The organism is Streptomyces sp. NPDC096324 (assembly GCF_044763015.1).
In the GTDB taxonomy this organism is placed as follows: domain Bacteria; phylum Actinomycetota; class Actinomycetes; order Streptomycetales; family Streptomycetaceae; genus Streptomyces.
Map to the genome: position 1 here is coordinate 704361 of NZ_JBIWFK010000004.1, position 24105 is coordinate 728465.

General features: G+C 72.5%; 21 protein-coding genes and 1 riboswitch. Of the genes, 12 read left to right on the forward strand and 9 right to left on the reverse strand.

What is annotated here, in order from left to right:
- Window positions 1–13 precede the first annotated feature (13 nt).
- Window positions 14–1024 (forward strand): LLM class F420-dependent oxidoreductase, encoded by a 1011-nt coding sequence (locus ACIQ7M_RS13850; RefSeq protein WP_386985248.1) that lies wholly within the window; start codon window positions 14–16, stop codon window positions 1022–1024.
- A gap of 40 nt (window positions 1025–1064) precedes the next feature.
- Here the strand turns inward: ACIQ7M_RS13850 and ACIQ7M_RS13855 are convergent, their stop codons facing one another.
- A complete protein-coding gene (locus tag ACIQ7M_RS13855) occupies window positions 1065–1628 on the reverse strand; it encodes a hypothetical protein (RefSeq protein ID WP_403643385.1) in 564 nt (187 codons plus the stop codon).
- Window positions 1629–1789: 161 nt separating this feature from the next.
- On the opposite strand from ACIQ7M_RS13855, the gene ACIQ7M_RS13860 reads away from it, so the two are divergent.
- A complete protein-coding gene (locus ACIQ7M_RS13860; RefSeq protein WP_355766365.1) occupies window positions 1790–2083 on the forward strand; it encodes a hypothetical protein in 294 nt (97 codons plus the stop codon).
- 132 nt (window positions 2084–2215) lie between these two features.
- On the opposite strand, the gene ACIQ7M_RS13865 is transcribed toward ACIQ7M_RS13860, so the two are convergent.
- From ACIQ7M_RS13865 to ACIQ7M_RS13875, 3 genes are read right to left on the reverse strand one after another with little or no spacing between them, the layout of a single operon-like run.
- The gene (locus tag ACIQ7M_RS13865) at window positions 2216–3298 is read right to left on the reverse strand and encodes a prenyltransferase/squalene oxidase repeat-containing protein (RefSeq protein WP_355766368.1); all 1083 of its coding nucleotides are present in this window, start codon (window positions 3296–3298) and stop codon (window positions 2216–2218) included.
- On the reverse strand, window positions 3295–4068 hold the full coding sequence (locus ACIQ7M_RS13870; protein ID WP_386985252.1) for a class I SAM-dependent methyltransferase: 774 nt from the start codon (window positions 4066–4068) through the stop codon (window positions 3295–3297). Before ACIQ7M_RS13870 ends, ACIQ7M_RS13865 begins: the two co-directional genes overlap by 4 nt.
- Window positions 4062–5519: a glycosyltransferase family 4 protein gene (locus ACIQ7M_RS13875; protein WP_355766374.1), complete on the reverse strand. Its 1458-nt coding sequence runs from the start codon at window positions 5517–5519 to the stop codon at window positions 4062–4064. The genes ACIQ7M_RS13870 and ACIQ7M_RS13875 overlap by 7 nt, the downstream gene beginning before the upstream one ends.
- A 240-nt stretch (window positions 5520–5759) precedes the next feature.
- Between ACIQ7M_RS13875 and ACIQ7M_RS13880 the strand changes: the two genes are divergently transcribed.
- Window positions 5760–6461, forward strand: a complete 702-nt coding sequence (locus ACIQ7M_RS13880) for a TetR family transcriptional regulator (protein ID WP_355766377.1) — start codon at window positions 5760–5762, stop codon at window positions 6459–6461.
- Window positions 6462–6823: 362 nt separating this feature from the next.
- Here ACIQ7M_RS13880 and ACIQ7M_RS13885 read toward each other — a convergent pair whose 3' ends face one another.
- Entirely contained in the window at window positions 6824–7057 is a 234-nt protein-coding gene (locus ACIQ7M_RS13885) for a ferredoxin (protein WP_403643391.1), read from the reverse strand.
- A 2-nt stretch (window positions 7058–7059) separates the two neighbouring features.
- The gene (locus tag ACIQ7M_RS13890; RefSeq protein ID WP_403643394.1) at window positions 7060–8517 is read right to left on the reverse strand and encodes an aldehyde dehydrogenase; all 1458 of its coding nucleotides are present in this window, start codon (window positions 8515–8517) and stop codon (window positions 7060–7062) included.
- 203 nt (window positions 8518–8720) lie between these two features.
- Here ACIQ7M_RS13890 and ACIQ7M_RS13895 point away from each other — a divergent pair, with 203 nt between their 5' ends.
- Complete coding sequence (locus tag ACIQ7M_RS13895) at window positions 8721–9800, forward strand: MBL fold metallo-hydrolase (protein ID WP_403643397.1); 1080 nt, start codon at window positions 8721–8723, stop codon at window positions 9798–9800.
- Window positions 9801–9843: 43 nt separating this feature from the next.
- Here the strand turns inward: ACIQ7M_RS13895 and ACIQ7M_RS13900 are convergent, their stop codons facing one another.
- Complete coding sequence (locus tag ACIQ7M_RS13900) at window positions 9844–10506, reverse strand: phosphotransferase (protein WP_403643400.1); 663 nt, start codon at window positions 10504–10506, stop codon at window positions 9844–9846.
- 114 nt (window positions 10507–10620) lie between these two features.
- Window positions 10621–10684: riboswitch (cobalamin riboswitch) on the forward strand.
- 133 nt (window positions 10685–10817) lie between these two features.
- Here ACIQ7M_RS13900 and ACIQ7M_RS13905 point away from each other — a divergent pair.
- The 7 genes from ACIQ7M_RS13905 (at window position 10818) to ACIQ7M_RS13935 (ending at window position 18619) form a co-directional block, all read left to right on the forward strand.
- The gene (locus tag ACIQ7M_RS13905; protein WP_403643402.1) at window positions 10818–12062 is read left to right on the forward strand and encodes a prenyltransferase/squalene oxidase repeat-containing protein; all 1245 of its coding nucleotides are present in this window, start codon (window positions 10818–10820) and stop codon (window positions 12060–12062) included.
- Window positions 12059–12715, forward strand: coding sequence for an SCO2322 family protein (locus tag ACIQ7M_RS13910; RefSeq protein WP_403643405.1), 657 nt, complete (start codon window positions 12059–12061; stop codon window positions 12713–12715). The genes ACIQ7M_RS13905 and ACIQ7M_RS13910 overlap by 4 nt, the downstream gene beginning before the upstream one ends.
- A 390-nt stretch (window positions 12716–13105) precedes the next feature.
- Window positions 13106–14191 (forward strand): CbiQ family ECF transporter T component, encoded by a 1086-nt coding sequence (locus tag ACIQ7M_RS13915; protein ID WP_403643555.1) that lies wholly within the window; start codon window positions 13106–13108, stop codon window positions 14189–14191.
- A complete protein-coding gene (locus ACIQ7M_RS13920) occupies window positions 14188–15906 on the forward strand; it encodes an ABC transporter ATP-binding protein (RefSeq protein WP_403643408.1) in 1719 nt (572 codons plus the stop codon). The genes ACIQ7M_RS13915 and ACIQ7M_RS13920 overlap by 4 nt, the downstream gene beginning before the upstream one ends.
- Window positions 15903–16769: an ECF transporter S component gene (locus tag ACIQ7M_RS13925; protein WP_403643411.1), complete on the forward strand. Its 867-nt coding sequence runs from the start codon at window positions 15903–15905 to the stop codon at window positions 16767–16769. The genes ACIQ7M_RS13920 and ACIQ7M_RS13925 overlap by 4 nt, the downstream gene beginning before the upstream one ends.
- Before the next feature lie 379 nt (window positions 16770–17148).
- Complete coding sequence (locus ACIQ7M_RS13930) at window positions 17149–17568, forward strand: transglycosylase SLT domain-containing protein (protein ID WP_355775213.1); 420 nt, start codon at window positions 17149–17151, stop codon at window positions 17566–17568.
- A 376-nt stretch (window positions 17569–17944) separates the two neighbouring features.
- Window positions 17945–18619, forward strand: a complete 675-nt coding sequence (locus ACIQ7M_RS13935) for a YoaK family protein (RefSeq protein WP_403643414.1) — start codon at window positions 17945–17947, stop codon at window positions 18617–18619.
- 45 nt (window positions 18620–18664) lie between these two features.
- Here the strand turns inward: ACIQ7M_RS13935 and ACIQ7M_RS13940 are convergent, their stop codons facing one another.
- A complete protein-coding gene (locus tag ACIQ7M_RS13940) occupies window positions 18665–19834 on the reverse strand; it encodes a steroid 3-ketoacyl-CoA thiolase (protein ID WP_355771709.1) in 1170 nt (389 codons plus the stop codon).
- Window positions 19835–20141: 307 nt separating this feature from the next.
- Here ACIQ7M_RS13940 and ACIQ7M_RS13945 point away from each other — a divergent pair, with 307 nt between their 5' ends.
- Window positions 20142–21386 (forward strand): cytochrome P450, encoded by a 1245-nt coding sequence (locus ACIQ7M_RS13945; protein ID WP_355771712.1) that lies wholly within the window; start codon window positions 20142–20144, stop codon window positions 21384–21386.
- 244 nt (window positions 21387–21630) lie between these two features.
- Here ACIQ7M_RS13945 and ACIQ7M_RS13950 read toward each other — a convergent pair whose 3' ends face one another.
- Complete coding sequence (locus ACIQ7M_RS13950) at window positions 21631–23682, reverse strand: bifunctional glycosyltransferase 87/phosphatase PAP2 family protein (protein WP_403643419.1); 2052 nt, start codon at window positions 23680–23682, stop codon at window positions 21631–21633.
- Between the last annotated feature and the right edge of the window lie 423 nt (window positions 23683–24105).

A 24105-nucleotide genomic window follows, 5' to 3' on the forward strand; every position in this document is an offset into this window, starting at 1 on the left:
TTCTGGAGGTGCCATGCGGCTCGGTCTCGCACTCGGCTACTGGGGGCGCGGTCCCTCGGCGGACCATGTGCCGCTCGCCCAGGAGGCGGAGCGGCTCGGCTATCACTCGGTGTGGACCGCGGAGTCCTGGGGCTCGGACGCGTTCACCCCGCTCACCTGGATCGCCGCGCGGACCACGCGCATCCGGCTCGGCACGGCCGTCGCGCAGATGGCCGCCCGCTCCCCCACCACGACCGCGATGCACGCGCTCACGCTCGACCATCTCTCCGGCGGGCGCATGATGCTCGGCCTCGGCCTGTCGGGGCCCCAGGTCGTCGAGGGCTGGTACGGACGGCCGTTCCCGAGGTCGCCGCTGACCGCGACCCGGGAGTACGTCGACGTCGTACGCCAGGTCCTGCGGCGCGAGGGGCCGGTCGAGCTGGACGGCCGCTTCCACTCCCACCCGTACCGGGGTGCCGACGGCACGGGGCTCGGCAAGGCGCTGAAGCCGATCACGCATCCGCTGCGGGCCGAACTGCCGCTCCTGCTCGGCGCCGAGGGGCCGAAGAACATCGCGCAGACGACCCGGATCGCCGACGGCTGGCTGCCGCTGTACTGGTCGCCGACACGTCCTCAGGCGTACGAGGCCTCGCTCACCGACCTGCCCGAGGGCTTCCTCGTCGCGCCGATGGCCCGCGCGCACGTCTGTGACGACGTCGCCGAAGGGCTGCTGCCGGTCAAGGCGATGCTCGGCTTCTACATCGGCGGGATGGGGCACGCGGCCCGCAACTTCCACGCCGATCTGATGGCCCGGATGGGCTTCGGGGAGGAGGCCCGCAGGATCCAGCGGCTGTTCCTGGAAGGACGCCGGGAAGAGGCCGTCCTGGCCGTACCCGACGCCTTCGCGGACGAGATCTCCCTCGTCGGACCGCGTGAACGCATCGCCGAACGCCTGGAGTTGTGGCGCAAGGGCCCGGTGACCGACCTGCTGGTGCTGTCCCCGGACCCCCGCACCCTGCGCGTGCTCGCCGAGCTGAACTCCTAGGGAGGGTACGCCCGTTCCCGCCCGCTCCGGCCCGGGTGCGCTAGCCGCCGCTGAGCTGGGACGCCGAGGGCACCTGGTCCTTGACCTCCGCGCCCGCGCTCTTCCCCGCCGCCTTGACCTTGTTGATGATGTCGTCGAAGGAGTTCACGACGGAGTCCGTTGAGTCGCCGCTGCGGAGCTTCGCGGGAAGGTCCTTGAGCGCGGCGATGCCCGCGGCGAGCGGGGCGACGGCCTTGGACAGCAGGGGGTCGCCCTCGGCGTTCTTGGAGGCGGCCTTGAGCCGGTTGTACGCGAAGGCGCCGGCCAGCCCGGCCTTGATCAGCGCGAGCCTGCGGCCCTCTGCGCCCTTCTTGAAGGTGCCCGCCTTCCAGGGCTTGACGATCCACTGGTAGGTGGCGCCGGCCGCGAGCCCCGCGTTCGCCACGAAGCGGGTCTTGGCGAACCGCTGCTTCTGGGCCGACGTGGTGGGCGTCGGGGTGGCGGCCAACCGCGTCGCGGTGGCGGTGTCCTGGCCCGATCCGCCGCCACCGCAGGCCGTGGCGCCGCCGATCAGGACGCAGGAGAGGGTCAGCGCCACGATCAGGCGCCGTATCGGTACGGGCACGGGATCCTCCGGATGAGGGGACGGTTCTCCCCGGTCCGCCGGTGCTCGCCCCGCGTGGGCGGACACGGCTCTCCCCGGCAGCCTCACCCGGGCCCGGCGGACGTGCCACCCGGCGGGAGCCGTTCGGGTTTCATCCGGGAACGACGGGCAATCCGCTCGACATGTCCCCTAGATATCGCAACGGTTCGAATCAAGCGGGGACGGTCATCGCGATCGTCGCGGACGTCATGGCCGTCATCCTCGGTCTCTGGATCCTGATGTATCTGCTCGACGCCAATCGTGGCAACGACCTCGTGCAGTTCATCCACAACACCGCGGCCTGGCTCGCCGGCTGGTCGCGCGACCTGTTCACCTTCGACAAGGAGTGGGCGCGTGTCGTCGCGGGCTACGGTCTCGCCGCCGTCGTCTATCTGTTCATCGGCCACGCGGTGGCCAACCGCATCCACCGTCACTGACCGGCACCGAAACGGCCGGGAACACCCGAAGAGCCCGAAGGGTTCAACGCGTTCAACGAGCCCGAAGAGTTCGAAGAGTTCAAAAGATCCGGAGCGTCCGGACGGTCCGAGAAGCGGGGACCGTCCGGACCTTCAGCGGGTCGGCGTGCAGCAGTCGGGGTCCAGCCCGGACGGCAGACGCTCGCCGCCGAACACCGCGCAGGTGGGCTCGTCGCCGCCCAGCGCGGCGACCGCGAGGAGCAGGGAACCCGCCGTCCAGCTGGTGAGCTCCTCGGGCCAGACGGCCCGGTCCTCGAAGACATAGCCCGTCCAGTACAGACCGGACCGCGGATCACGCAGGTGCTGGATGGACTGGAGGATCTCCAGGGCACGGTCCGACTCACCCATCGCCCAGAGCGCCAGGGCGAGTTCGGCCGATTCACCGCCGGTCACCCACGGGTTGGGAATCACGCAGCGCACCCCGAGACCGGGCACCACGAAGCGGTCCCAGCCCTCCTCTATGCGGGACTTGGCCTCGGCGCCCGTCAACGCGCCCCCGAGCACCGGGTAGTACCAGTCCATGGAGTAGCGGTCCTTGTCGAGGAACCGCTCCGGGTGCAGCCGGATGGCGTGCCGCAGCGCGCCGACGGCCAGCTCCCAGTCGGGCTGCGGCTCCTCACGCTGCTCGGCGATGGCGAGGGCGCAGCGCAGCGCGTGGTGGACCGACGAACTCCCGGTCAGCAGCGCGTCGTCGACCGGTGTCCCGTCGTCCTCGCGCTTCCAGCCGATCTGTCCGCCGGGCTGCTGGAGCCGCAGCACGAACTCCACGGCCGCGTAGACGGCGGGCCACATGCGGTCCAGGAAGACGTCGTCGCCGGTCGCCAGGTAGTGGTGCCAGACGCCCACCGCGATGTACGCGCAGAAGTTGGTCTCGCGGCCGCGGTCGGTGACGTCCTCGAAGTCCCCGTCGGCGTAGGCCGCGTACCAGGAACCGTCCTCGTTCTGGTGCCGCGCCAGCCACTCGTAGGCCCGCTCGGCGGCCTCGTGCTCGCCGGCCGCGTCGAGTGCCATGGCGGCCTCGGTGTGGTCCCACGGGTCGAGGTGGTGGCCGCGGAACCACGGGATGGCTCCGTCGGGGCGCTGCACCGCGAGGATCCCGCGCACCGTGGTGGCGGCCTCCTCCGCGGTGAGGACCCCGGGCAGGACGAGGTGTTCTGTCCGCCGGGGAGTGGTCACGTGGCGTCCGCCTCGGAAACGGCCTGCGCGGAGTCCGGCGTGCCGGCGAGCGCCGGCAGATGCGGCTTGGTCGCGTACGCCACGAAGCTCTTGCCGATCAGCGGGTTCAGCGCCTGCTCGACGACCCGGGTGGCCAGCGGCTTCTTCATGATGTCCCAGACCAGCAGCTTGTGGTACGCCCGCACGGGCAGCGCCTTGTCGTTGTCGACGCCGAACGCGCACTTCAGCCACCAGTACGGCGAGTGCAGCGCGTGCGCGTGGTGCGAGCCGTAGGGCCGCAGACCGGCCTCGCGGATCTTCCCGAGCAGTTCGTCCGCCCTGTAGATGCGGATGTGGCCGCCCTCGACCTCGTGGTAGGCGTCGGACAGGGTCCAGCAGACCTTCTCCGGGCCGTAGCGCGGCACGGTGATGGCGATGCGTCCGCCCGGCTTGAGCACGCGGACCATCTCGGCGAGGACGCCCTTGTCGTCGGGGATGTGCTCCATGACCTCGGAGATGATCACGACGTCGAAGGACTCGTCGGGGAAGGGCAGCGCGAGCGCGTCGCCCTCCATGGCCGTCGCGGTGGCCCCGGCGGGCGCCTCCCCGGCCTCCTTCATCGCCGCGAACCACTTCGCGACCTCGCGGATCTCCTCGCCGTTCTGATCCAGCGCCACGACCTGCGCGCCGCGCCGGTAGCACTCGAACGCGTGCCGGCCGGCACCGCATCCGAGGTCCAGGACGCGGTCGCCGGGGGCGAGCGGGAACCGGGAGAAGTCGACGGTCAGCACGTGGCCCTGCTTTCGCGGTTGGCTGCAACTAGTTCTACGGCGGCGGGAGTGGCTTCCGCGGCCTCGGCGCGGTCGGGTCCCGGGGTCGCCGGGGAGCCGCCGCGCCCGTCGGTGCCCGCGGCGACGGCCGCGCGCGAGCGGAGCCGGGACGCGGGGAGGGCCATCGCCGCACGGTAGTGGGCCACCGTGCCCTCGGCCGCCTTGGCCCAGGTGAAGCGGGCGAGGACGCGCTCGCGCCCGGCGGCGCCGAGCCGTGCCCGCAGCGCGGGGTCGCCGAGGAGCCGGCCGAGGGCCGCCGCCAGCGCTCCCGGGTCGCCCGGCGGGACCGCGAGGCAGGTCTCGCCGTCGGGGCCCGCGACCTCCGGGATCGCTCCGCCGGTGGTGGCCACCAGCGGGGTCCCGGTGGCCATCGCCTCGGCGGCGGGCAGCGAGAAGCCCTCGTACAGGGAGGGCACGCAGGCGACTTCGGCCGAGCGCACGAGGTCGACGAGTTCGGCGTCGGAGATGCCCTTGACGAACTCGACGGCGCCGTCGAGGCCGTACCGCTCGATGGCCTGGGCGACCGGCCCGTCCTCGGCGCGCTTGCCGACGACGACGAGGTGCGCGCCCGGGTGCTCGGTCCGCAGCTTGGCGAGCGCCTCGACGAGGAACACCAGACCCTTGAGGGGTACGTCGGCGCTGGACGTGGTGACGATGCGGCCCGGCACCTGGGGCACGGACGGGTCCGGCGAGAAGAGGTCGGTGTCCGCGCCGATGTGGACGACGTGGATGCGGTCCTGCTCGACCCTCAGGTGGTCGACGATCTCCTGACGGGACGTTCCGGAGACGGTGAGCACGGACGGCAGGCGGCGCGCGACGCGCTTCTGCATGCGGGTGAAGGCGTACCAGCGGCGGACGGAGGCGCGGCGCTGCCAGCCCTCGGCGGCGTCCAGTTCGAGCTGCCGGTCGACGGTGATGGGGTGGTGGATGGTGGTGACCAGCGGGGCGCCGACGTCCCCGAGGAGGCCGTAGCCGAGGGTCTGGTTGTCGTGGACGACGTCGAACTCGCCGCGCCGGGCGCGCAGATGGCGGCGGGCGCGCAGCGAGAAGGTCAGCGGCTCGGGGAAGCCGCCGGTCCACATCGTGCCGACCTCGAGGGCGTCGATCCAGTCGCGGTACTCGTCGCGCCCCGGGGTGCGGAAGGGGTCGGGCTGGCGGTACAGGTCCAGGCTGGGCAGCTCGGTGAGGCTCAGGCCGGGCAGGCCTTCGTCGAGCACGGGGTAGGGCTGGGAGCCGATGACCTCGACGCGGTGGCCGAGGCGGGCGAGTTCGCGGGAGAGATGCCGTACATAGACACCCTGGCCGCCGCAGAACGGGTTTCCCTTGTACGTGAGGAGCGCGATGCTCAGGGGTCGGCCCCCATCGGCTGCCGCGCCCTTCCCGGGGTCCGCCTCCATGGCCTCAGCGGTCACTTCCGGTCCCCTTCTCCCTGCACTTTCCCGCGAGATTACGCCGGGACGCTAATCTAGAACAAGTTTCAGACTTGATCGTTCACGGAGCACTGAATCTACCGGCAGGTAGCGCCGCTGTGAGCGGTGGATCAGGTGATTCACGCCACGACCGGGCGGCTGGATCGCCTGGTTCACCCGGTGGTGTCACGCCCTGCCGGGCCGGCTCGTCGCTCCCCCTCGCTGATGTCACGGAACGGACCCATGCCTGCGGAAGCCAAGGCGGACTCGAACAACGCGCGACCGGCGCCGGGGGCCAGCACGCCCGCCGCGTCCTCCGGCGGCGCGCACAGCAGGCCGCACTCCATCGCGCATCCCGCCTCGCCGCCGCTCACCGAGCGGCAGGAGGCGCGCCGCCGCCGGATCCTGCACGCGAGCGCGCAGCTCGCCAGCCGGGGCGGTTTCGACGCCGTGCAGATGCGCGAGGTCGCGGAGTCGTCGCAGGTCGCTCTCGGCACCCTGTACCGCTACTTCCCCTCGAAGGTGCATCTGCTGGTCGCCACGATGCAGGACCAGCTCGAGCACATGCACGGCACGCTGCGCAAGAAGCCGCCGGCCGGGGACACGGCCGCCGAGCGGGTGGCGGAGACCCTGATGCGGGCGTTCCGCGCCCTCCAGCGGGAGCCCCACCTGGCCGACGCGATGGTCCGCGCGCTCACCTTCGCGGACCGCAGTGTCAGTCCCGAGGTCGACCAGGTCTCGCGGCAGACCACGGTGATCATCCTGGACGCGATGGGGCTGGACGACCCGACGCCGGCCCAGCTCTCCGCCGTCCGGGTCATCGAGCACACCTGGCATTCGGCGCTGATCACCTGGCTCTCGGGCCGTGCCTCGATCGCCCAGGTCAAGATAGACATCGAGACGGTCTGCCGCCTGATCGACCTGACCGGCCCGGACGACCGGTAACTCTCGTACGGGCGGAAGCACCCGTACGAGGGGGAGCGCCGATGCCGACGGGCACGCCGGTACGAACGGGAGCGCCGGTGCCGACGGCCACGCCGGTACGAACGGGAGCCCCGCTCCCGGCCCACCCGCTCCGGACCGCTCCGGCTCCGGCCGGTACCGCCGTGTCGCCGCCCGCCGGTGACGGGCGCGTTCGTCACGCGCCCCCGGGCCGGGCGCAACCGCTCGATCCACACGACCTCCCGCTCCCCGTCGGTGCCCAGCCGTACGCAAGCGGCACCGAAGAGGCCCGCGATCCCACCCTCCCCCGCGGGGAACTCGATCTCCCCCGCGGAATCCCGATGCCGAAGCCGGCGCCCGGCGGCCTACTCCTCCGGCGGGAACACCGGCTCGCCGCCGGCCAGGAGCGAGATCATGACGGCCTCCACCGGGCAGCCCTCGGCCGCTTCGAGGATCTTCTCGTTGGCGTCGGTCTCCGGCTCGACGGGGTGGGACTGCATGGCGGCGTCGAGGCGGAAGGCGTCCGGGGCGAGGTGGACGCACTGGGCCGAGCCGATGCAGACGGAACGGTCGACCTCGACCTGCCAGCGGTCACCCATCCTCAGGCCTCCCAGCCGGCCGGCAGGTGGATCATCTTGTGCTCCAGGAACTCCCCGAACCCCTCGGGCCCGAACTCCCGACCGAGACCCGAGTTCTTGTAGCCGCCGAAGGGGCCCATCATGTCGAGGCTGAAGGTGTTCACGGAGTAGGTGCCGGTACGGACCTGGCGGGCGATGTCGATGCCATGGGCGACGTCCGCCGTCCAGACACTGCCGCTCAGCCCGTAGTCGGAGTCGTTGGCGATCTTCACGGCCTCGGCCTCGTCGCCGTAGGGGAGCAGACAGATCACCGGGCCGAAGATCTCCTCCCGGGCGATGCGCATGGTGTTGTCGACGTCCCCGAACAGGGTGGGCTCGACGTACCAACCGCGGTCGAGGCCCTGCGGACGCCCGCCGCCGGCGAGGATCTTGGCGCCCTCCTCCTGGCCGATGCGGATGTAGTCGAGGTTGCGCCGCTGCTGCCGCTCGGCGACGAGCGGGCCGACCTGGGTGGCCGGGTCGAGCGGGTCGCCGACGACCAGCGCGTTCGCCGCCGTGGCGAAGGCGTCCGCGAACTCGTCGTAGCGCGAGCGGGGCACGAGGATGCGGGTCTGGGCCACGCAGGCCTGGCCGTTGTTCATCCAGGCCGCGGAGACGATCCCGGGGACCGCGGTGGCGAGGTCCGCGTCGGGCAGCACCACGGCCGCCGACTTTCCGCCCAACTCCAGTGTCACGCGGGTGAGATGACGGGAGGCGACCTCCATCACCCGCTTGCCGGCGGCGACCGAGCCGGTGAAGGAGACCTTGTCGACGCCGGGGTGTCCGACCAGGTACTCGCTGACCTCACGGTCGGCCGGGAGGATCGACAGCACCCCTTCGGGCAGCCCGGCCTCCTTCGCGATCTCCCCCAGCAGATAGGCGTCCAGGGGCGATTCGGGCGACGGCTTCAGTACGACGGTGCAGCCGGTCAGCAGCGCGGGGGCGAGCTTGGCCGCCGCGACGAACTGCGGGACGTTCCAGGGCACCACGGCCGCCACCACGCCCACCGGCTCACGGCGGACGAGGAGTTTGCCGAGCACTCCGTCGCGGGACTCCTCGTACGTGTAGCCGCGCGCGACCGTGATCGCCGTGTCCCACACCATCATCGCGCCGAGGGCCTGCGCGAGGACGCTCCAGGAGTACGGGGAGCCGTTCTCCGAGGAGATGACGCGGGCTATCTCCTCGTGGCGTACGGCGATGGCGTCCTTGATCCGGGTCACGACCGCGATCCGCTCGTCGAGGCTCGTCCGCGGCCAGGGCCCCTCGTCGAACGCCCGGCGCGCGGCGGCGACGGCGCGGTCGACGTCCGCCGCCGAGGCGTGCGGCACCCGGCCGATGACCTCCTCGGTGTGCGGCGAGATCACCTCGATGACGTCCTTGCCGAGCGGGTCGGTCAACTCCCCGCCGATGAACAGCTGTCCGTGTTCCACGAGCTCGGTCATGGCCGACTGCCTCCCAAGGACGCTCTCTGCCACTGATTCTGACGCTTCATCAGATACGAGAACTGATACCAGTTCTCGTCGGATGAGTCCACGGCACGGACACCGCGACGGGCCGCCGTCCACGCGGACGGACCGGTCGACTTGGGCTCCCATTGGAACTCGTTCTAGTTATAGTGGCGGGAATCGGCGATGGGTGGGAACGCATGACGCAGGTGACCGATCACGGCGGGGGCGTACGGTCGATCAGGGTCCCCATCCCGGACAACCCGCTCGGCCACACGCTGGTGTATCTGGTCGACACCGACGCGGGCCCCGTGCTCGTCGACACCGGCTGGGACGACCCGGCCTCCTGGGACACCCTCACCGAGGGGATCACCGGCTGCGGAACCTCGGTCACGGAGATCCACGGCGTGGTCATCACCCACCACCACCCCGACCACCACGGTCTGTCGGGCCGGGTCCGGGAGGCGTCCGGCGCCTGGATCGCGATGCACGCCGCCGACGCGGCGATCGTCCGGCGCACCCGCGAGACCCGGCCCGAGGGCTGGTTCGCCTACATGGCCGCCAAGCTGACCGCCTCCGGCGCCCCGGAGGACCATGTCGCCCCGCTCCGCGAGGCACCCGGCGCGCTCCGCCGCCCCAGCACCCTGCCCGGCTTCTCCCCCGCGCTGCCCGACCGCGAGATCGTCCCCGGCGAACTCCTGCCCCTGCCCGGCCGCCGGCTGCGCGCCGTCTGGACCCCCGGCCACACTCCCGGACACGTGTGCCTCCACCTGGAGGAGACCCACCCGGAGCGACTGCCCGGCAACGGACGCCTGTTCTCCGGCGACCACCTGCTGCCGAGGATCACCCCGCACATCGGCCTCTACGAGGACCCGGACACCCACGGGCGCCCTCCCTACGCGGGCGGCGTCGAGGGCCTCGCGGAGATCGCCGATCCGCTCGGCGACTACCTCGACTCCCTGGAGCGCGTCGGCCGCCTCGGCCCCGCCGAGGTGCTCCCGGCCCACCAGCACGTGTTCACCGACGCCCCCTCCCGGGTCGCCGAGCTGCTCGCACACCACGAGGAGCGGCTCACCGGCCTGCTCGCCCTGCTCTGCGTACCGCTCACACCCTGGCAGCTCGCCGAGCGCATGGAGTGGAACCGCCCCTGGGCCGACATCCCCTACGGATCACGGAACATCGCGGTCTCCGAGGCCGAGGCCCACATCCGCCGCCTGGTGAAACTGGGGCGGGCGGAGGCGGTACCCGGCAGCGACCCGGTGACGTACACGGCGGTGTGACACCACCGGACGACACCCGCGTCCGCGTTCGCGTCCGCCGCCCTCAGCCCAACAGCTCCCGTATCAACCCGTCCGCCTCACCGAGGAGTTCGACCTCCCGCGTACTCATCGTCGGGTTGGCCGCACGGCGCCGGCCCGCCTCCACGAGCCCCGCCTCGGTCACCTGCTCCTCGTTCCCGTCGAGCAGCGCCTCCAGCGTCTCGGCGGCCACGCCCCCGATCGCCTCGCCGCCGACGGCGACCTGGGCGAGGATCACGGCGGACATCGCCCAGTCGAGACCGGGCGGCCCCTCCTCGGCGTTGGACCAGTCGATGACCTTCGGCCCGTCCGGGGTGAGCATCACGTTGTCGGGGTGCAGGTCCAGATGAAGGACACGGACACCGGGGTCGTCGGACAGCCGGGCGGGCACCGCGTGCAGCTTGCGCAGCAGCCTGGCCAGGGTCAGGCCCGCTTCCTGGGCGGAGAGCAGACCCAGCCCGAAGGCCTCCAGCATGGTCGGCCCCGACAGCCGCTCCATCACCAGATCCCCGCGGGTCGCGGCCCGTACACCCGGCACCGGATAGCCGTGCGAGCGCACGTGCTGCATCACCGCCGCCTCGGCCGTCGCGTTGCCCCAGCCCGCGCGGTCCCGCCGCAGCACCCACGCCTCGTCGATCTCGTAGACGTCCGCCGAACGCCCCGAGCCGAGCAGTCTCCCCGTTCGCATGGGCCCGAACCTAGCGGATGTCGCCCAGGTCACCCCGGGCCAGTGCCGAACGCGACAACCGGCGGCTTCGGACCGGCCGGTAGAGTGTGCGCGTCGTCATCACACCCGTACGAGGAGAAGCCGGTGCAAATCCGGCGCTGACCCGCAACCGTGAGCCACTTCGGTGGTGAGCCGGATCGCCTCGCCCGGGACGTGACCGGCTCGTGCCCTCGGCAGCCCGCCGACGGCCGGCACCGTCGAGGGATACGGAGCCGGAGCCGCCCGGATACCCCCGTGTGCCCGGTGCTGCCCGGCTCCCCGCAGGGAGAGTCATGTCTGTTCGCCGCACCGCAGCGGTACTGGCCGCCACCGCCGTCCTCGGGGCGGTGATCGCCCCGGCCGCCTCCGCAGCCGACTCGTCCCCGTCTCCGTCACCCTCGGTGGCCCTCCCCTCGGGCCTGTTCGGCTCCGCCGACCCGACCTACGACGGCGTCTGGCGCCAGTCGCTCGCGCTGCTCGCCCAGCACACCGTCGGCGTGCGGCCCGCCGCCAAGGCCGTGGACTGGCTGACCGGTCAGCAGTGCGCGAGCGGCGCGTACGCCGCCTACCGTGCCGACGCGACCGCCGCGTGCGACGCGAAGACCCAGGTCGACACCAACAGCACCGCGGCCGCCGTCCAGGCGCTCGGCGCCCTCGGCGGGCACGACGACGCCACCGGCAAGGCCGTGACCTGGCTGAAGTCCGTGCAGAACAAGGACGGCGGTTGGGGCTACATGGCCGGCGGACCCAGCGACACCAACTCGACGTCCGTCGTGATCGGCGCGCTCAAGGCGGTCGGCAAGAAGCCCGCGAGCGTCACCAAGGACGGCAAGTCCCCCTACGACACCCTCGTGAAGCTGTCGAAGGTCTGCGGCGGGGAGGACGGCGGCGCCTTCGCCTACCAGCCCGACAAGAAGGGCAAGCTGGTGGCGAACGCGGACGCGACCGCTGCGGGCGTGACCGCCGGCATGGGCCAGGGCTTCGTGGCGGAGACCGGCAAGGCGTTCGACCTCACGGGTTGCCACGTCGCCGACACGCCCAACATCGCGGACGCGGCGGCGAACGGCGCCGGCTATCTCGCCAAGGTGACGGCCAAGACCTCGTACCTGAAGTCCGCGCTCCCGGGCGCCGAGGACCAGCCCGACTACGGGAACACGGCGGACGCGGTCGTGGCCCTCGCGGCCATCGGCGCGACGAAGGACGCGCAGAAGCCGCTCGCCTGGCTGGAGAAGAACTCCGCGGACTGGGCGGCCAAGTCCGGCCCGGCCGCGTACGCGCAGCTCGTCTTCGCCGCGCACGCCACCGGCACCGACCCGCGCGACTTCGGCGGCAAGGACCTCGTCGCCCAGCTGAACGCCACGGGCCCCGCCCCGGCGGCGGCCGCCGGCGCCTCGGCGAGCCCGAGCGAGAAGAAGAACGACGAGAAGAAGGACGACGGCAACGGGCTCGGCGTCTGGTGGATCATCGGCGTCGGCCTGGTCGCGGGCATCGGCATCGGCTTCCTGATCAGCGGCCGCAACAAGAAGCGCCAGCTGTGACCGCCCGTCGGACGGCTGCGCTCGCCCTGGCACTCGTGCCCGCTCTCCTGCTCCTCGTCCTCGGCGGCGCGGGGCAGGCCGGAGCCGTCGGCTACCGCTACTGGTCCTTCTGGGACCTGACCGGCGGAAAGTGGACCTACGCCACCCAGGGCCCGTCGACCGCGCGGCCGTCCGACGGCGACGTCCAGGGCTTCCGCTTCGCGGTGAGCGAGGACTCCCGGCACGCCGTGCAGCCGCGCGGGGAGCGGGAGTTCGCCGCGATATGCGCCAAGACGCCCGCCCGGCACGGCAAGAAGCGGGTGGCCCTGGTCATCGACCCGGGCACGGCCGCCGACGCGCCGTCCGGCGAACGTCCGCCGGCCGCGCGCACCGCCTGTGCCCAGGTCGCCCCCGACGCGAGCACGGCCGAAGCCCTGGCCGAGGTCGCCGCCCCCCTGCGCTACGACACCAACGCCCTCCTCTGCGCCATCACCGGCTACCCGCGTACGGGCTGCGGCGAGCCAGTCGCAGCCGGCGGACCGACCGCGTCCGCCCGCCCGGGCGCCTCCGCACCAACCCACCAGGGCCCCTCGGTGGGCCTGTTGGCGGGAGCGGCAGCAGTGGCCGTGGTGGGCGCGGCGGCCGTCTGGCAGGCCCGTCGGCGCAAGGGCTAGGCACCACTCATGACGAAGGCCGACCGCCCCACCACCCCGAAGCGGTGGGGCTCCCGCCCGCCCGAACAACACGCGGAACCCGGCATGCCGGGCCCCCGCCCCCCGGCCCCGGACACGACCGAGTCGACGACACCACAGCCCCCGAACCCGGCAGGATCACCACCGCCCGCCGCCCCGACGGAGCCATCGCCGAGCGACAGCCGTACCGGATCGCCGTCCGGCACCGGCCAGGCGGGACCACCACCGCCCGCCGCCGGTGCTGAGCCGGCGCCGGACTCCCGCACCCACCCCCACCCCCCTCTTCGCCCCCGCGGCGGTACCGGCAGTGAGAGCCGTACCGCCTCGCCTCGCCCCCGTACGCTCGCCCCCGCGGCGACCCGTGCCAATGCCCTGCATCCCGGGGCCTGGTGGGTCTGGGCCCTGGGGCTCGGCACGGCCGCCTCGCGCACCACCAACCCGCTCCTGCTGGCGCTGCTCATGGCGGTGGCGGGCTTTGTGGTGGCCACCCACCGCACCGACGCCCCCTGGGCCCGTTCCTACACCGCGTTCGTGAAGCTGGCGGCGACCGTCCTCGTCATCCGGCTGGCCTTCGCCGTCTTCCTCGGCTCCCCGATCCCCGGCACGCACGTGATCGTCACCCTCCCCGAGATCCCCCTCCCGCACTGGGCACAGGGGGTGCGCATCGGCGGCCGGGTCACCGCCGAAGGCCTGCTCTTCGCGCTCTACGACGGCCTGAAGCTGGCCGCCCTCCTCGTCTGCGTCGGCGCGGCCAACGCCCTGGCGAACCCGGCACGGCTGCTCAAGTCGCTGCCGGGAGCGCTGTACGAGGCGGGCGTCGCGGTGGTCGTCGCACTGACCTTCGCGCCGCATCTGATCGCCGACGTCCAGCGGCTGCGCGCCGCGCGCCGACTCCGCGGCCGACCCGACCGGGGGCTGCGCGGCCTGCTGCACGTCGGACTCCCCGTCCTGGAAGGCGCGTTGGAGCGTTCGGTCGCGCTGGCGGCGGCGATGGACGCACGCGGGTACGGGCGTACGGCACAGGTCCCGGCCGCCGTACGCCGCACCACCGGAGCCCTCACCCTGGGCGGCCTGCTCGGCGTCTGCGCCGGCACGTACGGGCTGCTGACCGCGGCGGGCGACAGCTACGGCCTTCCGGTCCTGCTGGCCGGGCTCGGCGCGGCGCTCGGCGGCCTGTGGCTGGGCGGCCGACGCTCACCGCGGACCCGGTACCGGCCGGACCTCTGGGGCGTCCGGGCCTGGCTGGTCTCCGGGTCGGGCGTGGCGGTCGCGGCCCTGATGATCGTGGCCGCCTCCCAGGACCCCGCCGCGCTGCGCCCCGGCGTCATCCCCCTGGTCGCCCCCGACCTCCCGCTCCTGCCGGCGGCGGCGATCCTGCTCGGCCTGCTCCCCGCCTTCACGGCCCCGGCCCCGGCCGCCCGGCGAGCCCCCGCACCTGCCCCCGAGGAGTCAGCGTGATCCGCTTCGAGGATGTCTCCGTGACGTACGCCGGAGCGGCCGAACCCTCCGTCCGGGCTGTGGACTTCGAGGTACCCGAGGGCGAACTGGTGCTGCTGGTCGGCCCGTCCGGGGTCGGCAAGTCGACGGTGCTGGGCGCGGTGAGCGGACTGGTCCCGCACTTCACGGGCGGAACGCTGCGCGGCCGGGTCACCGTCGCGGGGCGGGACACCCGTACCCACAAGCCGCGCGAACTCGCGGACGTGGTCGGCACGGTGGGCCAGGACCCGCTCTCCCACTTCGTGACGGACACGGTGGAGGACGAACTCGCCTACGGCATGGAGTCGCTGGGCCTCGCACCGGCCGTGATGCGCCGCCGGGTCGAGGAGACCCTCGACCTGCTCTCGCTGGCCGACCTCCGCGACCGCCCGATCGCCACCCTGTCCGGCGGCCAGCAGCAGCGGGTCGCGATCGGTTCGGTGCTCACCCCGCACCCGCGGGTCCTGGTCCTCGACGAGCCCACCTCGGCCCTGGACCCCGGCGCCGCCGAGGAGGTCCTCGCCGTCCTTCAGCGCCTGGTCCACGACCTCGGCACCACGATCCTGATGGCCGAGCACCGCCTGGAACGCGTCGTCCAGTACGCCGACCGGCTCGCCCTCCTGCCCGCGCCGGGAGCGCCGCTGACGCTCGGCACCCCGGCCGAGATCATGGCCGTCTCCCCGGTGTGCCCGCCGGTGGTGGAGCTCGGCCGCCTGGCCGGCTGGTCCCCGCTCCCCCTGACCGTGCGCGACGCGCGACGCCAGGCGGGAGCACTGCGCGAACGCCTCACCGCCACGCCCCCGGCCGAACCCACCGCCGCCCGCCGCCCCCTCCCCCTCCGCCCGGCACCAGCACGCCCAACCACCCCCCTCTCCCCGTTCTCCCTCTCCCGTCTCCTCCGCGGCCGCGGCCATGACCGCGCGGCCGCCCCCCTGCCGCCGCCGTCCGAAGTGGCCGTCATCGAGTCGCTGGCGGTCCGGCGCGGCCGCGTCGAGGCGCTGCGGCGGGTCGATCTGACCGTGGGACCGGGAGAGACCATCGCGCTGATGGGCCGCAACGGCGCCGGGAAGTCGACGCTGCTCGGAGCGCTGGTCGGGCTCGTCGAACCGGCCGCCGGATCCGTCCGCGTCGGCGGGGCGGCACCGCGTCACATGGCGCCGCGTGACCTCGTACGCCGTGTGGGACTCGTACCGCAGGAGCCGCGGGATCTGCTGTACGCGGACACGGTGGCCGCCGAGTGCGCGGCGGCCGACGAGGACGCCGGGGCCGCCGCCGGAACCTGCCGGGCGCTGGTGTCCGAGCTGCTGCCGGACATCGCGGACGACACGCATCCCCGCGATCTGTCGGAGGGGCAGCGGCTGGCGCTGGCGCTGGCCGTCGTCCTCACGGCCCGCCCCCCGCTGCTCCTCCTCGACGAGCCGACCCGCGGCCTCGACTACGCGGCCAAGGCCCGGCTGGTCTCCGTGCTGCGCGGACTGGCCGCCGAGGGGCACGCCATCGTGCTCGCCACCCATGACGTGGAACTCGCCGCCGAGCTCGCCGACCGTGTGGTGATCCTCGCGGACGGTGAGGTCGTCGCCGACGGTCCCACCGCCGAGGTGGTCGTCGCGTCCCCGTCCTTCGCCCCGCAGGTCGCCAAGATCCTGGCCCCCGAGCCATGGCTCACCGTCGCCCAGGTCGGAAGGGCCCTCGCATGACCACCACCGGCGCGCCCGCCCCCCACCCCAAGTCCCAACCCCGACCTCAGCCCCAACCCCAGGCGCGGGCGGTCCGTCTCGGCCCGCGTTCCGTCGCCGCCCTGGTCCTGGTCAGCGCGACCGGAGCGGCCGGATTCGCCTGGCCGCTCTTCGCGGGTCCCGGTTCGCAGGTGAGCGCGCACGCCCAGGACGCGCCCTGGCTGTTCGCGGGGCTCCTCGTCCTGCTGGTCGCGGTGGTCGCGGCGACGATCTCCGAGTCGGGTCTCGGCCCGAAGGCGGTCGCCATGCTCGGTGTGCTGGCCGCGACCGGCGCCGCGCTGCGGCCGATCGGGGCCGGGACCGCCGGCATCGAGCCGATGTTCTTCCTGATGGTGCTGAGCGGCCGGGTGCTCGGGCCGGGTTTCGGCTACGTCCTCGGGTCCGTGACCATGTTCGCGTCGGCGCTGCTGACCGGCGGGGTGGGGCCCTGGATGCCCTTCCAGATGCTGGCCATGGGCTGGTTCACGATGGGGGCCGGGCTCCTGCCGGGCCCGGACCGGCTGCGCGGCCGAGCGGAGCTCCTGATGCTCGCCGGGTACGGCTTCGTCGCCGCCTTCGCGTACGGCACCGTCATGAACCTGGCCGGCTGGCCCTTCATGGACGCGCTGGCCTCGAACATCGCCTTCGACCCGCACGCCGCCGTACCCGCCAACCTCGCCCGCTTCGTCGCGTACTGCCTGGCCACCTCCCTCGGCTGGGACCTGGGGCGGGCGGTCGTCACCGTCGTCCTCACCGTGACGATCGGCCCGACCCTCCTCAAGGCACTGCGCCGGGCCACACGCCGGGCGGCCTTCGAGAGCCCGGTCACGTTCGACGCCCGGTGATCCGGGACCCACGTCACATCGTGGGCCGACGCCGCGTGGCCTCCCCCGCACCGTCCGTCAGGAGCGGCGTGAACCGGCCCACAGGGCGCAGGTCACATACGAGGCACCCTAGTAGGCCAGACCGCATGACATGACCCCGCCAATACGCCCCCTGACCTGCACTTTGAGAGCCAGGTCACACACCACCCGTTCACCCCGAATGCGACCACAACTAGTAAAAAGGGTCATTGCGGACGGGCTCGGATCCTGTTTGTCTTGAGGACGTCGCCAGGCGCCACGAGCCCCCACGGGCCGCGGCGCCGACGTACGCCGCTCCTTCCACACACCACGTGGTCACGGCGTACCAGCGACTCCATGTCCCCGAGGAAACAGGTTCTCCGTGTCCGTCTCCGTCATCCGCCGCATCGTCTCTTCCCCGAAGAAGGCCCTCGCCGGTACCGCCGTGGCCGCCGCCACCGCCGGTATGGTCCTGGCCGCGGCGCCCGCCCAGGCCGCCACGCCGACCACCGCCTCCGCCGCGAAGTCGATCGCTCACACGATGATTCCGGACGCCTCGCAGTTCAACGCCTTCAGCAAGATCGTCGAGCACGAGAGCGGCTGGAACATCAGCGCCACCAACTCGTCCTCCGGTGCGTACGGTCTGGTCCAGGCTCTTCCCGGCTCGAAGATGGCCTCCGCCGGCTCCGACTGGAAGACCAACCCCAAGACCCAGATCAAGTGGGGTCTGGACTACATGAACTCCCGCTACGGCAGCCCGGCCGGCGCCTGGAGCTTCTGGCAGGCCAACGGCTGGTACTGATCAGCCCAGCACACACAAGGCGGCACCCCGTTCCGGGGCTGCCGCCTTCGTCGTACCCCGCCCTTCCCGGCCCCGCCCGGCCACAACCTTCTTTCGCCCCCTCCGCCCCTACCCGACCCGCCCTGGGGCTCCGCCCCAGACCCCGCTCCTCAAACGCCGGAGGGGCTGGATCTTCCCGGCCGGGGCTGTGACCGTCTGGATCTCGCACCCGCAGTCGGCCGCGCGCCGTCGGGGACGTGCCGGTACATCGATGCCCGTCGCCACCGACGGTCACCTCTCCGTCCAACGGCGACGGGCTGATGCACCGGCACGGCCCCGACCCACCCACCAGACCGAACCCGGGCCACAACCCCGGCCCCATGGTGGACTGACCCCCATGGACACGACGCCCGACCCCGAGTCAAAAGGCCTCCGCCTCGTGCCCGCGCTGCTGTCGCTGACCGTCGTCAGCGGCCTCATCGACGCGGTGAGCTACCTGGGCCTGGGCCACGTCTTCACGGCCAACATGACCGGCAACGTGGTCGTGCTCGGCTTCGCCGCCGCCGGCGCCCCCGGCTTCTCCGTAACGCACACCCTCACCTCCCTGTGCTGCTTCGTGGCCGGCGCCACGACCGGCGGACGAACCACCCTGCGCCTGAGCGACGGCCCCCGCCGCACCTGGGCCCGCAAAATCCTCGCCGCCGAAGCAGCCCTGACGGCCGCCTGCGCGGCGGTGGCCTTCGCCGCCCCGCACGCGACCGCCACCACCTACACCGTGATCGCCGTGACGGCCTTCGCGATGGGCCTGCGCAACGCGACGGTACGCAGACTCGGCATCGCCGACCTGACGACCACCGTGCTGACGATGACCCTCACGGGCCTGGCCGCCGACAGCCGCGCCGGCGGCGGCGCCGGCCACCACTCCCCGCGCCGGACCGCCTCCGTCCTGGCGATGGCGGCCGGCGCCCTGCTCGGCGCGTGGCTGGTCCTGCACCACGGCCTGGCGCTCCCTCTCCTGATCGCGGCCCTGATCCCGGCGGCCCTGGCGGCAACCGTCTCCGGCCGGGAGTAGCGCCCGCGAGCCGACGGCAACCCACCGCAAGCCCGCGGCACCCCCTCACACCCGCTGAATGATCGTCCCCGTCGCGAGCCCCCCACCTGCACACATCGTGATCAACGCGAACTCCTTGTCCGCACGCTCCAGTTCATGCAGCGCCGTGGTGATGAGCCGCGCCCCCGTGGCCCCCACCGGATGCCCGAGCGCGATCCCGCCCCCGTTCACGTTCACCTTCTCCAGGTCCTGCCCGAAGACCTGCGCCCAGCTCAGCACCACGGACGCGAACGCCTCGTTGATCTCCACGAGGTCGATGTCCTTCAGCGACATCCCGGCCTTGCCGAGCACGGCCCGGGTGGCGTCGATCGGCCCGTCCAGGTGGAAGTGCGGGTCCGAACCCACCAGCGCCTGGGCCACGATCCGCGCCCGCGGCCGCAGCTTCAACGCCCGCGCCATCCGCTTGGAGGCCCACAGGATGGCTGCCGAACCGTCCGATATCTGGGAGGAGTTGCCGGCCGTGTGAACGGCCGTCGGCATCACCGGCTTCAGCTTCGCCAGCGCCTCCATGGACGTGTCGCGCAGCCCCTCGTCCCGGTCGACGAGCCGCCACATGCCCTGCCCGGCCCGCTGTTCGTCCTCGGTGGTGGGCACCTGCACGGCGAACGTCTCGCGCTTGAAGCGTTCCTCGCCCCAGGCGACGGCGGCCCGTTCCTGCGAGATGAGCCCGAGGGAGTCGACGTTCTCGCGGGTCAGTCCGCGGTGGCGGGCGATGCGTTCGGCCGCCTCGAACTGGTTGGGCAGATCGACGTTCCACTCGTCGGGGAACGGCTTGCCGGGCCCGTGTTTGGACCCCGAGCCCAGCGGCACCCGCGACATCGCCTCGACACCGCAACTGATCCCGACGTCGATGACACCCGCCGCGATCATGTTGGCGACCATGTGTGAGGCCTGCTGCGAGGAGCCGCACTGGCAGTCGACGGTCGTCGCGGCCGTCTCGTAGGGCAGTCCGACGGTCAGCCAGGCGGTGCGCGCGGGGTTCATCGACTGTTCGCCGGCGTGGGTCACCGTGCCGCCGACGATCTGCTCGACGCAGTCGGCGGGGATGCCGGTGCGGCCGAGGAGTTCACGGTAGGTCTCGCCCAGGAGATAGGCGGGGTGCAGATTGGCGAGCGCGCCTCCGCGCTTGCCGATGGGGGTCCGTACGGCTTCGACGATCACGGGTTCCGCGGCCATGGGGGCTCGTCCTCTCCTCAGGCCTGCCCGGCGGCCAGGCCCTGGCTGAACCGCGCAGCGCGGGGCGTCCCGGCCCACCCACCGCACAGAACTAGAACGCGTACCAGTTCTGCGTGCAGTTTGCTGAGCGAACCCCCCGCGCCGCAAGGGTCGTGCAGCTCCGGAAGTCGTGATCTGCACCAATCCCGCACGGAATTGGGAGGCCCGCACCTCTTGCCACTTGTAGAACCCGTTACTACCTTCACGGCGATTCCATGTTCCTGATGACCCGTCAGAATCACGTGCGAGAAAGAGCCTGGAGTTGCCGATGTCCTGTCCAGCGCTGCCCGACGGGTTCGATTTCACCGACCCCGATGTGCTCCACCATCGCGTACCCCTCCCGGAGTTCGCCGAGCTGCGCCGGGCCGAGCCGGTCCACTGGATCCCGCAACAGCCCGGTGTGGCGGGCTTCGAGGACGACGGCTACTGGGCCGTCACCCGGCACTCGGACGTCAAGTACGTCTCGACGCACCCCGAGTTGTTCTCCTCGTTCCTCAACACGGCCGTCATCCGCTTCAACGAGCACATCCAGCGCGAGCAGATCGAGGTCCAGCGGCTCATCATGCTGAACATGGACCCGCCCGAACACACCCGGGTCCGGCAGATCGTGCAGCGCGGCTTCACCCCGCGCGCCATCCGCTCCCTGGAGGACGCGCTGCGCGCCCGGGCCGGTTCGATCGTCGCGAACGCGCTCGCGCAGGCCGCCCCCGACGGCTCCTTCGACTTCGTCACCCAGGTCGCCTGCGAACTGCCGCTGCAGGCGATAGCCGAGCTGATCGGCGTCCCGCAGGAGGACCGCGTCAAGATCTTCGACTGGTCCAACAAGATGGTGGCGTACGACGATCCGGAGTACGCGATCACCGAGGAGATCGGCGCCGAGTCGGCCACCGAACTCATCTCGTACGCGATGAACATGGCCGCGGACCGCAAGCAGTGCCCCGCCAAGGACATCGTCAGCACGCTGGTGGCGGCGGAGGACCAGGGGAACCTCGCCTCCGACGAGTTCGGCTTCTTCGTGCTGCTGCTGGCGGTCGCCGGCAACGAGACGACCCGCAACGCCATCACCCACGGGATGCACGCGCTGCTCACCCACCCCGACCAGTGGGACCTCTACAAGAGGGAGCGGCCGAAGACCACCGCCGAGGAGATCGTCCGCTGGGCGACCCCCGTCGTCGCCTTCCAGCGCACCGCGACCCAGGACACCGAACTGGGCGGGCAGCGGATCAGGAAGGGCGACCGCGTCGGCATCTTCTACTCCTCCGCGAACAACGACCCCGAGGTGTTCGGGAACCCCGAGGTCTTCGACATCACCCGGGACCCCAACCCGCACCTCGGCTTCGGCGGCGGCGGTCCGCACTTCTGCCTCGGCAAGTCCCTGGCCACGCTGGAGATCGACCTGATCTTCAACGCGATCGCCGACGCGATGCCGGATCTGCGGCTGGCCGGCGACCCCCGCCGCCTCCGCTCCGCCTGGCTGAACGGCGTCAAGGAACTCCAGGTCCGGCACGCGTAGCGGGCCGCACACGCTCGGGCCGGCGACCTCCCGGCACCGCCGGCCCGTCCCGAGGGAGGCAGGGGCACCCCCGCGCCCGCCTCTGCCTCCCCCGAGACCGCACCCGCACCCGCACCCGCACCCGCCCGTCACCTCGACACACACCGGATCGCCCGACCCCCGACCTGACCGCCCGACCCCACGACCCGACCGCCCGGACCCACGACCCGACCTCCCCACCCCACCCCATCTCACCCCGACCCGATCACCCCGGCGTACGCCCCACCGCACGAACCGGCGGCCCTACCCCGGCTCCGGCCCCGGCCGGTTCCACGTCCGCGCGGACCCGCGGGCCGCTGATGAGATACGTCAGGCCGAAGCCCACGGCGACGACGGCCGCGCCGCCGACGGCGTCCAGGACCCAGTGGTTTCCGGTCGCCACGATCGAGGAGACCGTGAGCAGCGGGTGCAGCAGGCCCAGCGCCTTCATCCACCACCTGGGTGCCAGCACCACGATGACGATCCCGCACCACAGGGACCACCCGAAGTGGAGCGAGGGCATCGCCGCGTACTGGTTGGTCAGCTCGGTCAGCGTGCCGTAGTCGGGCTTGGAGAAGTCCTGCACCCCGTGCACGGTGTCGATCACGCCGAGACCCGGCATCAGGCGGGGCGGGGCGAGCGGGTAGAGCCAGAACCCGACGAGGGCGAGGAGGGTGGCGAAGCCGAGGGCGGAACGCGCCCAGCGGTGGTCGGCCGGGCGGCGGACGTAGAGCACGGCGAGGATGGTGAGCGGGACGCCGAAGTGGAACGACTGGTAGTAGAAGTCGAAGAAATCCCTCAGGCCGGGAACCCCCACCACCGCGTGGTTGACCCAGCGCTCGACGTCCAGATGCAGAAACCGCTCGACGGCGAGGACCTGCCGGCCGTGTTGCTCGGCGGTGGCCCGCCCGCCCGAGTTGGTGCCGCCCGTCGCGGCGAGCCTGACCTGCTGGTAGGCGGAGTACCCGACACGGATCAGGAGCAGTTCGAGGAGCAGGTTCGTGCGGGTGAGGACCCGGCCGGACGGCAGCAGCGGGATCCGCCTCCACCGGGTGGTGGCGGGCGGCGCGTGGACGGTGGGGACCGGGGCCCGGTAGGACGGGGACGTACGGGACAGGAACGGTACGGCCGCGGCGGCGGCCAGCGCGGCGATCAGCACCACGTTGTCGCGCACCGGTTCGAGCACCGGCATGTCAGGAAGGATCATCCGGGCGGGCAGTGTCATGACGAGGACGACCGCGACGGGCCACACATAGCGGTCGGAGGTCTTCCGGCCGACCCGGCCGACGAGGGCGAGCAGGACCCACAGGACCTGGTGCTGCCAGGTGGTGGGCGAGACGGCGACGGCGACGCAGCCGGTCACCGCGACGGCGAGCAGCAACTGTCCGTCGCGGGCGTAGCGCACCGCGCGGCGCAGCCCCAGGACGGCGACGGCCGCGCCGAGCGCCAGGAAGAGGCCGACCTCCAGCGGCCCGGTGAGGCCGAGCCGCAGCAGTGCGCCGTGCAGGGACTGGTTGGCGAGGTCGTCGGCGGACTTGCCGAGGCCGACGCCCGCCAGGTGGTGCACCCAGTACGTGTTCGAGTCGCGCGGCATCGCGGCCCAGGCGAGCGCGGTGAGGGCGACGAACGTGAGGCCGGTGGAGGCGGCGGCGCGGCGGCGGCCGGTGAACCAGAGCAGCGGGGCGAAGAGCAGCACGGTCGGCTGGAGGGCCGCCGCGAGCCCGATGAGGACCCCGCAGAGGCGCTCGCCGCGGACGACGAAGCAGCCGAGCAGGACGAGCAGCACCGGGATGATGCTGGTCTGGCCGAGATAGAGGGCGTTGCGCACGGGGAGCGACAGCATCAGCAGGCTGACGGCCACGGGCGCGGCGAGCAGCGAGGTCCGTCGGCTCACGGGCGGCGGCAGCGCGCGGGCGGCGACCAGGCCGAGCGCCACGACGAGCAGCAGGGTGCCGAAGGTCCAGCCCCAGCCGAGGGCCTGTTCGGCCGACCGGGTGAGGGGTTTGAGGACGAGGCCGCCGAACGGGGTGCCGGTGAACTGTGTCGAGTCGTACAGCGAGCCCTTCACGTGCAGTACGCCGTTCGGGCCGACCCAGGTCTCCAGGTCCGTCAGCCGGTCCGCCTTGGGCGTGCTGAGGACGGCGGCGAGCTGCCGTACGGCGAGTATCGCGGCGACGGCCCAGAGCACGACGCGAAGCGCGCGCAGTCGTGCCCGCACCGTCTCCGGCGCTCCCACGATGCCTTCGCCCGGCCGTCCGCCGTGCTCCACGTTCGCCACGCCCTGTCGGCCCTCCCGACCCATTGACCGGTCTGTGTCTCACAGATCCCTTATGTCAACCCATATCAGGACCTCGCGTGTCACGGCCACCGTCGCCGGGCGGCACGGCGGGCCCGGAGCGGCCTGAACACCCTCTCCGCTTTGTCCGAATATCGACGGTCGGCGAAGGGGTCGGTTCCCGGCCGGACCCGCGACATGACTCACAGACGACCCCCCGCGAGACCCTCCGCGGATCTCTCGTCACGCCTGCGTACGCCGCCTTTATGTGCGCTGCGCACCCGGTCGCGTACCCCACGCGACGGGGGCAAAGGGCCCTAAGGTCGCTTTTCGGCCCGTCTCCGGACGGGCCGCCGGTCCGCCCCGGGTCACCCGCGGGTCACCTTCACGGGTCACCTGTGCGAGCCCCCGGGCCCGCTCCCGGGC

Excerpts from the sequence above, each read along its gene's own strand:
- ACIQ7M_RS13890 (WP_403643394.1), bottom strand. The coding sequence starts at position 8,517 with ATGACCGAGCTCGTGGAACACGGACAGCTGTTCATCGGCGGGGAGTTG.
- ACIQ7M_RS13885 (WP_403643391.1), bottom strand. The coding sequence starts at position 7,057 with ATGGGTGACCGCTGGCAGGTCGAGGTCGACCGTTCCGTCTGCATCGGC.
- ACIQ7M_RS13850 (WP_386985248.1), top strand. The coding sequence starts at position 14 with ATGCGGCTCGGTCTCGCACTCGGCTACTGGGGGCGCGGTCCCTCGGCG.
- ACIQ7M_RS13900 (WP_403643400.1), bottom strand. The coding sequence starts at position 10,506 with ATGCGAACGGGGAGACTGCTCGGCTCGGGGCGTTCGGCGGACGTCTAC.
- ACIQ7M_RS13940 (WP_355771709.1), bottom strand. The coding sequence starts at position 19,834 with ATGGCCGCGGAACCCGTGATCGTCGAAGCCGTACGGACCCCCATCGGC.
- ACIQ7M_RS13860 (WP_355766365.1), top strand. The coding sequence starts at position 1,790 with ATGTCCCCTAGATATCGCAACGGTTCGAATCAAGCGGGGACGGTCATC.
- ACIQ7M_RS13925 (WP_403643411.1), top strand. The coding sequence starts at position 15,903 with ATGACCACCACCGGCGCGCCCGCCCCCCACCCCAAGTCCCAACCCCGA.
- ACIQ7M_RS13945 (WP_355771712.1), top strand. The coding sequence starts at position 20,142 with ATGTCCTGTCCAGCGCTGCCCGACGGGTTCGATTTCACCGACCCCGAT.
- ACIQ7M_RS13880 (WP_355766377.1), top strand. The coding sequence starts at position 5,760 with ATGCCTGCGGAAGCCAAGGCGGACTCGAACAACGCGCGACCGGCGCCG.
- ACIQ7M_RS13935 (WP_403643414.1), top strand. The coding sequence starts at position 17,945 with ATGGACACGACGCCCGACCCCGAGTCAAAAGGCCTCCGCCTCGTGCCC.
- ACIQ7M_RS13895 (WP_403643397.1), top strand. The coding sequence starts at position 8,721 with ATGACGCAGGTGACCGATCACGGCGGGGGCGTACGGTCGATCAGGGTC.
- ACIQ7M_RS13905 (WP_403643402.1), top strand. The coding sequence starts at position 10,818 with ATGTCTGTTCGCCGCACCGCAGCGGTACTGGCCGCCACCGCCGTCCTC.